Origin of the sequence: Sphingomonas olei, from assembly GCF_045369765.1 — a bacterium.
GTDB classification, from domain to species: Bacteria; Pseudomonadota; Alphaproteobacteria; order Sphingomonadales; family Sphingomonadaceae; genus Sphingomonas; species Sphingomonas panaciterrae.
Window position 1 is genome coordinate 1 of record NZ_JBIQEU010000040.1, and the last position, 8,575, is coordinate 8,575.

8 protein-coding genes and 1 pseudogene are annotated in these 8,575 nt (G+C 62.9%); 4 read left to right on the plus strand and 5 right to left on the minus strand.

Annotated features, from left to right (window positions below; all coding sequences use genetic code 11):
* The coding region (locus ACH0BU_RS17450; protein WP_500264416.1) for a hypothetical protein at nucleotides 1-204 on the plus strand (204 nt) is incomplete at its 5' end.
* A gap of 114 nt (nucleotides 205-318) precedes the next feature.
* Here the strand turns inward: ACH0BU_RS17450 and ACH0BU_RS17455 are convergent.
* The 4 genes from ACH0BU_RS17455 to ACH0BU_RS17470 form a co-directional block, all read right to left on the minus strand.
* Nucleotides 319-1,125, minus strand: a complete 807-nt coding sequence (locus ACH0BU_RS17455; protein ID WP_331386551.1) for a nucleotidyltransferase family protein — start codon at nucleotides 1,123-1,125, stop codon at nucleotides 319-321.
* On the minus strand, nucleotides 1,101-2,006 hold the full coding sequence (locus ACH0BU_RS17460; RefSeq protein WP_046406664.1) for a hypothetical protein: 906 nt from the start codon (nucleotides 2,004-2,006) through the stop codon (nucleotides 1,101-1,103). The genes ACH0BU_RS17455 and ACH0BU_RS17460 overlap by 25 nt, the downstream gene beginning before the upstream one ends.
* Nucleotides 2,003-2,908, minus strand: coding sequence for a diacylglycerol/lipid kinase family protein (locus tag ACH0BU_RS17465; RefSeq protein WP_164518999.1), 906 nt, complete (start codon nucleotides 2,906-2,908; stop codon nucleotides 2,003-2,005). The genes ACH0BU_RS17460 and ACH0BU_RS17465 overlap by 4 nt, the downstream gene beginning before the upstream one ends.
* Nucleotides 2,909-3,238: 330 nt before the next feature.
* Nucleotides 3,239-4,621 (minus strand): oligosaccharide flippase family protein, encoded by a 1,383-nt coding sequence (locus tag ACH0BU_RS17470; RefSeq protein WP_350027700.1) that lies wholly within the window; start codon nucleotides 4,619-4,621, stop codon nucleotides 3,239-3,241.
* On the opposite strand from ACH0BU_RS17470, the gene ACH0BU_RS17475 reads away from it, so the two are divergent.
* Together ACH0BU_RS17475 and ACH0BU_RS17480 are read left to right on the plus strand one after the other, a co-directional pair.
* A complete protein-coding gene (locus tag ACH0BU_RS17475; RefSeq protein WP_046406671.1) occupies nucleotides 4,574-5,698 on the plus strand; it encodes a hypothetical protein in 1,125 nt (374 codons plus the stop codon). The genes ACH0BU_RS17470 and ACH0BU_RS17475 overlap by 48 nt on opposite strands.
* Entirely contained in the window at nucleotides 5,695-6,843 is a 1,149-nt protein-coding gene (locus tag ACH0BU_RS17480; RefSeq protein ID WP_046406660.1) for a CDP-glycerol glycerophosphotransferase family protein, read from the plus strand. The genes ACH0BU_RS17475 and ACH0BU_RS17480 overlap by 4 nt, the downstream gene beginning before the upstream one ends.
* Here ACH0BU_RS17480 and ACH0BU_RS17485 read toward each other — a convergent pair.
* Nucleotides 6,840-7,529 carry an HAD family hydrolase gene (locus ACH0BU_RS17485; RefSeq protein WP_046406659.1) on the minus strand — a complete coding sequence of 230 codons (690 nt, stop codon included), beginning with the start codon at nucleotides 7,527-7,529 and terminating at the stop codon, nucleotides 6,840-6,842. The genes ACH0BU_RS17480 and ACH0BU_RS17485 overlap by 4 nt on opposite strands.
* Before the next feature lie 324 nt (nucleotides 7,530-7,853).
* On the opposite strand from ACH0BU_RS17485, the pseudogene ACH0BU_RS17490 reads away from it, so the two are divergent.
* A pseudogene (locus tag ACH0BU_RS17490) lies at nucleotides 7,854-8,500 on the plus strand (IS5 family transposase); the annotation flags it as partial.
* Between the last annotated feature and the right edge of the window lie 75 nt (nucleotides 8,501-8,575).

Here is an 8,575-nt window from a genome sequence, read left to right on the forward strand (position 1 = left end):
CGTGGAACTGGGTGCCCCAGACAGATCAGCCAACAGCCCAAGCCGCATAAACTGCGGTCCTCACGCCACGCTTACCTTCAACTCGGCGCGGGCGACATCTTGCCGATGACCGGCGAGCAGATCGCGGCGGGGCGGCTCACTTTCGCACCGGAAACAATTACCTTCCTCGCGACTCCCGCGGCCCACACCGTTTCATGCCGCTGAGGTGCTGCGCGCCGAATAAATGGGCGGGTAGTTTCGCGTTCGCAATTGGCGTGATCGGCTCTGATCGGAAGCATGCCTGACGGTTGCTCACCGACACGCTGCAACTTTGTTGGGTCAGGCGTTCACGTCGTCCAACCGGGCAGTGCCATCATCAGCCCGCCCGAGAAAAGCCCGGACAAAATTCAGGTCTGAGGGCTTGTCCACATCCACCGCGGCGAGCCCATCCGCGCATTCGACCACCGTTGCCGAGACACCCGCGCGCTGCCCCAGCGCCGTGATCGCCTCCACCAGCGTCAGCCGCCTTGTGAGATAACGTAGCAGCAAGCGGACCCCGAGGCGCCTGACGATCCGCCACGGCTGCTTGCGGTCACGCTCCACCGCCTGCCAAAGCCGAACTGCATCGATTGCGCGTGGCGTCGCCAGCAGGAAGAGGTTGCAGCCGGACCAATCACCATCGGCGAAACGCAGATAGGTACGCCGCGAGCCTGGCGCTGCCACTTCGATCGCTTCACGTCGGGCGAGCAGGACCGCAACGTCCGCCCCATCAGGCACCCGGGCCACGAAGTCCCGTATCCATTCAGAATTGAGAAGCGCATGGTCGCCCGTGGTGACAATCAGGGGGGCGCCAAGTTCTTCCAACGCGTTCGCAGTGCTGGCGCTCGGTCCAGCGGCCGCAGGAAAGGGCATTGCTCCATGCCGCTCTGCCTCCGCCAGTACCGCCGGACTATTCGCGGCCACTGACACATGCCCGATGCCAGCCGCGCGAAGCGCCATGATGACACGCTCCAGCATCGTTTCTTCGCCAAACGCGATCAATGCCTTGTCGGAAACGCCGGCGTGGACCGCCACGGGATCGGTGCCGTCGCGGGACCCCGCTAGCACGACGCTTGACGGAATCATCGTGCCACCGAATGCCGCCACAATTGCCACAGGACGCCGGGGGCGGCCATTATCGGATGGCGCTCCCGAAACGGCGTTAACGGCACGTGGAGCCCTGTGTGTCGTTCGATCTTCCAGACCGCGTATCGGGTTGCGCCGTCGAAGGTGAAGGCTGCCTTCAGCAAGCGCGCGAGGTTAAGCCACTTGCCCGCAGCTTGCGACTGCAGCCAGGCAGCAGCAAGCGCATTGATCTGGTCTCCGCTCATCCTTGGGGCGAGTTCGCCCTTTCCTTTAGTGAATTGTATGCCGCCGCGCCGCCACGCCAGCGGCAAAAGCTCATCGTAGCGCGCACGACTGTGGCCGATAATCTGATCCTCACGCCCCGGCGCTTCCACGCGCAATTCGGCGGCGTAGGTAGCGCGGAACAGGGCACGCCAGTACGATGACGGCCCGCCCTTCTCCGGTCCATGAAGCGCCGCAAAGCCAGCAGCAGTCGACGTCGCGCTCGCAACAGCGTCAATGACCTTTTGTCTGGAACCGAAGTCCTTGACCCACACGAGAGCCGCGGGCTGGACGAAGCGCGCCCATATTGTGGTGTCGATTGTCCGCCCGCTCGCCGCATTCTCGAAGGCGTCGATCGGCATTGACGCCACCTTGGCGCGGATCAGCTTCCCGCCGACGTTGATCTCGTGATAGCTGACGTCTGGCCACAACAGTCGGCCCATGACCCCGCTGTGCGTATTAGGGTCGCGAAGTACGTAGAAATCGAGCAATCCATCAAGGTCGCCCGTTCGGAGCACCGATCCGTAGAACAGCGCTGCCACGCCGCCCAGCCGGCAAGCGATCACACCTCCGGCACGGACCACCTCCGGTGGTACTTCATGGTCCATCTCGGCAGATATGAAGCTACGAAGCGCGTTCATGGCGTCACAAACCGGATCGGTGTTCCTGTGCGCAACTCGATCGTACCGCCCGGAAATTGCTCGCCGTCGAGAATATAGCCCTGCTGCAGCGTCAGTCTAACCGGGGGTACGTTGTGACTATGGTGATAACCCAGCCGCTCGAGCCAGCCGCCTTCACGCCCCATCACCACGGCACAGGCCGAAAGCGGTAGCAAGCGCGGCGGCGCGTCAACGGCGAGCACGTCAAACCCTGCTCGTGCCTTACCCAACGGCTTGATGCCCAAAGGCAAGCGGCTAAGTGTTGAACCAAGCAGCAGATAGAAGTCGCGAACGCTCGTCTCGCCTGTGGCGTGGTTGAAGATCTCAACCCTGTCACCCAACCGCCAGCGGTTGTGGGAACCGCCAAGACACGTCTGAGCCACCGCTCCGATCAGCGATAAGCCAACGGCAAGTCCGTCAATGGCCCCGAAGCGGTGCGTGCGTTGCGCAAATTCAGTCGCCATCACGAAGCCGCCCGCTCCGAAGATAAAGCCCCGCAGGGGCGTCTCGCCATCGCGAGAAACCTCGATGGGGCGCCGCGTCTGCACCTGGCCGATGGTATGGGCGGCGATCGCACTCTCCACGCTCCAGCCGAGCGGCACTCCGAGGTCCAGCGCCAGCGCATTGGTCTTTCCGGATGGCAACAGCGCCAGCGGAGGGAGGCTCTCGCCGAAGATCGCGGCGGCAGCGCTGATCACGTCGCGCACCGTCCCGTCGCCGCCATCGATGATCAGCAGATCAAGATTATGCGTCGCAAATGACCGCAGAGCCTGGGTCAGTTCCTCGTTGGTCGTTGGTGCGGCCGCGAGCACGCCCGGGCCGATCTTCTGTTTCAGGTTCACCGTCCAGTTGCGCCGGCTCCGAGGATTGGAGATGATCCCCACCCGCACTCCACTGCTTGCGAAGGAGAACGACGCATTTGGCAGTGCGGCAAGTCCGGTGGCAGACGACCATCCCATCACCTCTGCGCGCGCACTGGCCTTGCGATCTAGCGAAATACCCGGGGGAGAGAACATTCTCATAGAAAGCTAAACGCCTAAAAAGCAAAATGTAACAACCGGTTGGTACGACCGACGAACACCTCCATAGAGCCAAAAGATGGCATGATTGTAGCGATCCCTACGATTGCGAGAACGCTATGTCTTAAGCGATAAACCCTCGCTTGAATGGCAATCGCCTAGCTGAACCCAGTAGCCTCGGCCTGACGACGCCCGCTACCCCCGCGCCACCGCCCGCGCGCTGAGAACAAACGCCAGCAGCGCCACACCCGAGGCAATCAGCGACGCCGCGCCCGCGCCCAGAATGCCAAGCGACGGCATGAGGAGGCCTACCGCCGCGAACAGGATCAACGTTGCCGCGATGCGTATGCGAAGAGCTCGTGCTGCGTGTCCGGTACCTAGGAGTACCGGCTCAAACCCCACCGCCATGATGTCCAAACCCGCCGCAAGCCCGAGCAGCACCAGCACCCAATAGGCGTCCAGATACGCCTCACCCGCGATCAGGCGCAGCGCTGGCTGGCCGAGCAGCGGCACCAGCACGCATGTCGCAAGTCCCACGCCCACCGCCAATCTTGAGGATTGCCGGATCAAGGTCCTCAGCTCTTCGGCGCGCGGGCTGGCGTGGACGCGGGTCATTTCGGGGAAGACCCCGCGCGCGAACAAGTCCGCCAGGCGCACCAATGACTGGCTTAGCTGATAGGCGAGCCGGTAATTGCCCGCCGCCGCCGCGCCGGTAAGTAGGCCGACCAGCACCACCACAAACTGCCGGCTGGCGGTATTCAGCGTTGCATTCATGTTAGTGGCAAACGCAAAATGCCACAGCCCGGGCGTCTCCCTTGCGGCCGCCAGCGTGCCGCGCCAGTGTCGCAATGTCCCGGGCGCCACCCGCATCGCGGCGATCCAGTAAACCGCGGCCGTCAGCAGCTCGGCCACCGCCCACGCGATCAGAAAGCCGGTGATCGTCGCTTCGTGCAACACCGCGATCACCGCACCGATGAAGCGCACGATCGAGGTTACCGAATCGGCCGCAGCGCCCACTGCAAAGCGATCATGCAAGCGAAGAATGCCGACCGCGGTCGACCGTACTGACAGGAGCAACACTGCCGAAAAGGCAAACGCCTGACGCGTCAGTTCCGCCGACCAGCCGAAACTCGCCCTCATCAGCGGCAGCACTGCGCCCAGGATCGCCACACCGACGATCGCGCCCGCAATGTCGAGCGCCAGGCAGAAGCGGACCAGCCGCGCCAATGCATTTTGCTGCCCGGCCAAGCGATGCGCCATGCCGAAACGGACCACGATCTGCCACGTTTGGAAGCCGACAAACGCGGCCACCGCCTGAGCCGTACTCAGAATGAGCGTGAACAGCCCGAATTTGGCCACCCCGAGAGAGCGGGTGGCGAGCGCCAGGTAGACGATGCTCAGCACCGCTGCGACGCCCTTTCCTGTCAGCAGCCAGCCGACATTACGCAACGCGCGGCGAAAGGGGGTGATTGCGTCGATGGGGGGCGTCAATGGCTGTGTTCCAGGCGCGGCCGCGCTATGGGCCGACAGATGCGGATTGCCTTCCTCTATATCGCAGAAGCCTATCAGTGCTACCACGGCGCGGCGATCGCAATGGAGTTGGCACGCCGCACTGGGGTGACCGTCGTCAACTACTATAACGATCCGGCAACCCCTCATCACCTGTCGCGGATCACCGCGGCTTGGGGCGGGCCAGCCATCGAAACCCGCGCGTTGCGCAAATCGTCGCTGACGCGCGCGCTGCAGCGGATGCAGCGGCTCGGCATGTTCAAGGACATGGTAATGCGCGACAACGCAGCTGAGCTTAACGGCTACGACGCGATATTTGCGGTGGAGAACACCGTCGCCTCACTCCGCCGGCTGGGTGTCACGCACCCGCGCCTGATCTACAGTCCGCACGGTTTCGGTGACCGCGCGCGCGGTTTCATCCCGCGCATCGCCGCGTTCGATCTCGTGCTTCTCGCCGGGCGCAAGACGGCTGCCCGTATGCTAGAAGCAGGTCTGGTCCGCGACGGCGGGTATGCGCTCACCGGCTCGGTGAAGCTGGAGACGGCCGATCGCATCGATCGCACCTCTACGCTCCCATTCGGTGCCCCGCGCCGAACGATCCTCTACAATGCCCACAAAGAGCCGAAGCTGACCTCGTGGCAGCGCTTCATCGAGCCGATGCTCGCTGGCTTCGCCGCCGACAGATCGATGAACCTCATTGTCGCCCCGCACATCAAGATGTTCCGTCGCCAGAATGAGGCTCTGCGCGATCATTGGCGCGCCCGGAGCACCGACAACGTTCTGGTCGATCCCGGGTCTGACCGCTCGGTCGACATGAGTTACGCGGCCGCTGCAGACATCTATGTCGGCGATGTCAGCAGCCAGGTGTATGAATTTTTGGCGACGCCGCGCCCCTGCGTGTTCCTCAATGCAAACCGCATCGACTGGCAGGATGACCCGAGTTTCGCACACTGGCACCTAGGCGATGTAGTCGATGACCCGGCGGAACTCATGGCCGCAATCCGCGCTGCCGCCGCCCGCCACACGCTCTATCGCGATCGGCAACAGGCGATGGCGCGGGCGAGCCTGGGTGATACCAGCCCCGGCGCTGCAGCCCGAGCCGCAGAAGCGGTGATCTCCTTCCTCCGGTCCCGGTCCGCGGCATGAAGGTCGGCTTCCTCTTCAACCACGACGCGCTTCACCAGATTCGCCATACTGCCCCGGTGATTGCGGAAATGGCGCGCTTCCCCGGTGTTGAAGCCGTCGTGCTCACGTCCTCAGCTGCGCAGGAGCAGCAGGTCCGTGCCCTGCTGGGTTCAGTGGTAGCCAACGTCAGCTTCCTATCGCTGCAGGTTGGCCCGCTAGCTGCTGCGCTTGATCGCGCGTTGAGATTTGTCGCACCCTTCCGTCGGCTCGCAACCCTGCGCGAGAACCTGGCGATGTTCGCCACACTTGACGTGCTTGTAGTACCCGAGACCACCTCACTCCTACTGCGTGATCGTTTCGGGCTGGTCGGCCCGAAATTCGTCTGGATCCCGCACGGCGCCGGCGATCGTTCGGTCGGCTTCCGCCCCGTGATGCGCGGCTTTGATCTCGTTCTCCTATCGGGCCTAAAGGTACAGGAACGGATGCTGGCCGCCGGTCTGATCACCGCTGAAAACCACGCAATTGTCGGCTATCCAAAGTTTGATACAATCGCTCCGAGCCCGCCCGCGCGACTATTCCAGGACGACCGGCCAACAGTTCTTTACAACCCGCACTTCGACCCGAAGCTCTCCTCTTGGTACACGATGGGGGAGGGAGTGCTTGCCTCGTTCGCCGCTCAGTCACGATTCAATCTGATCGTCGCACCGCACGTGATGCTCGCCAAGCGCCGCATTCACGCATCCGTCGAGCATTGCGTCGTCCGCTGGCGCCGCGACTTCGCAGCGCGATATGCCGGTTTGCCACATATCCATATCGATATGGGCAGTGAGGCTTCAGTAGATATGACCTATACGCGCGCCGCTGACATCTATCTCGGGGACGCCAGCAGCCAAGTCTATGAATGGATACATCGACCGCGCCCGGTGATCCACCTAAACGCCGCCCGCTTCGCGTGGGAGAATGATCTCGCCTTTGCGCATTGGCGCCTGGGCGATGTCGTCGCCGATCTTGCCGATCTACCGGCAGCGCTGGATCGCGCCGTCGCGACACCCGCTCGCTACCGCGGCGTACAGGAAGCCGCCTTTGCCGCGACCTTCTCGGTTACTGATCAACCCGCCTCGCGCCGCGCCGCCACCTCGATCATGGGGCGGTTTGCCAAGGCCTAGCGTCGCCAATCCACGATCTGCCACCCCCGTTCGGTCGCCAGCCGGCGGAGCGGTGCATGGGGATTTACCGCGACTGGTTCGTCCACCCACTCGAAAGTCGGTTGATCGCTGGCATGGTCCGAATAGAACCTGATGTGCGTGGTCTGCCGGTTCAACCCGGTTTGCGAGAACCATCTGGAGATCATCGCATGCTTGGCGACGCCGTAACAATTCAGTCCATCCAGCCGCGAAAGAATTTGCCCGTCGGGCCCGCGCTGCGCCAGCGTGGCAAGCAGGTCAGCCACTCCGAGTCGCCGGGCGATCGGCTCAGCATAGAAGCGGTGCGCTGCCGTGGCGATCACGATCTGCCGCCCCTCTGCTCGATCCACCGCGATCTGAGCCGATGCGCCATCACGCAGATGATGGCCCACAATCCAGTCAGCAAATGCGTCGGACACGGCAGCCAGCCGCTTGGCCGGCACAGCGCGGCCCAGCAACATCGAATGCATCAATTCCTTCAGCTGATCCCGATCGATTGCGCCCAGCGCGCGCGCCAAAGCGCCCAGCGAAACCGTTGGGAGCAACAGCAGACGCGCTGGGCCCAGGCGCCAACCTGCGAACAGCAGATACGGCGTCCAGGTGGGCAGGCTCGTGATCGTGCGATCGAGATCGTAGATAGCAATTCGGGTGTGTTTACTGTCTGTCATCGCCCAATTCTAAACTGCTAGCATGCGTTCCTGACTTGTTTCATCTCGAGGACGAGTTGAACGTTGCTGACGTGCGGCAAAGGTATGTGCCCACGATTCGCCGGACTAGCTCGGATAGGAGCTACCGATCAGCGAAGCGCCTTATATCGGTCGTTAGTCCTGGCCTTCGCCAACCCCGATAGCCTCCGTTCGGTAGCGGGCGTCCTCATGCCTGCCATGGAATGGAAAGCGCACAGGCGGCTCTTGGATGGGTAGATGCCCTAGGGTCAGGACCCATTGATGTGAGAGGCGCGATCTGATTCAGGCTCCGAAAGGAGACTGAGAATGAGCGACCTGTACTGGCTGACGGACGAGCAGATGGCGCGTCTGCAACCGTACTTTCCCAAGAGCCACGGCAAGCCACGCGTTGATGATCGGCGGGTGTTGAGCGGCATCGTTTTCGTCAATCGCAACGGGCTGCGCTGGCGGGATGCGCCAAAGGAATATGGCCCGCACAAGACACTCTACAATCGCTGGAAGCGCTGGGGCGAGATGGGCGTTTTCCTCCGCATGATGGAAAGGTTGGCGGCCACAGGTGCCGATCCGAAGACCGTCATGATCGACGCGACTTATTTGAAGGCACACCGCACGGCATCGAGCCTGCGGGTAAAAAAAGGGATCTCGGGCGGCTGATCGGCCGCACCAAAGGCGGCATGAACACGAAACTTCACGCCGTCACCGACGCAAACGGCCGCCCTCTTAGCTTCTTCATGACCGCTGGCCAGGTCGGCGATTACACCGGCGCGGCAGCGCTACTGGACGATCTGCCAAAAGCGCGCTGGCTCCTGGGCGACCGGGGGTACGACGCCGACTGGTTCAGGGATGCTTTGCAGGCGAAGGGTATCGAACCCTGCATCCCGAGCCGGACATCTCGACGCCAGCCCGTCAAGTACGACAAGCGCCGGTATAGACGCCGCAGCCGTATTGAGATTGAGCAGCCCCCACCGGGTGGTCCGGGTTGATTGTTAGTGCATCGTCGTCTCCGCCGCCATGGCCGGCTGGAGGTG

What these genes read in the sequence shown, in the direction of transcription:
- ACH0BU_RS17485 (WP_046406659.1), bottom strand. Translation starts at nt 7,529, where the DNA reads ATGACAGACAGTAAACACACCCGAATTGCTATCTACGATCTCGATCGC.
- ACH0BU_RS17460 (WP_046406664.1), bottom strand. Translation starts at nt 2,006, where the DNA reads ATGAACGCGCTTCGTAGCTTCATATCTGCCGAGATGGACCATGAAGTA.
- ACH0BU_RS17475 (WP_046406671.1), top strand. Translation starts at nt 4,574, where the DNA reads ATGCGGATTGCCTTCCTCTATATCGCAGAAGCCTATCAGTGCTACCAC.
- ACH0BU_RS17480 (WP_046406660.1), top strand. Translation starts at nt 5,695, where the DNA reads ATGAAGGTCGGCTTCCTCTTCAACCACGACGCGCTTCACCAGATTCGC.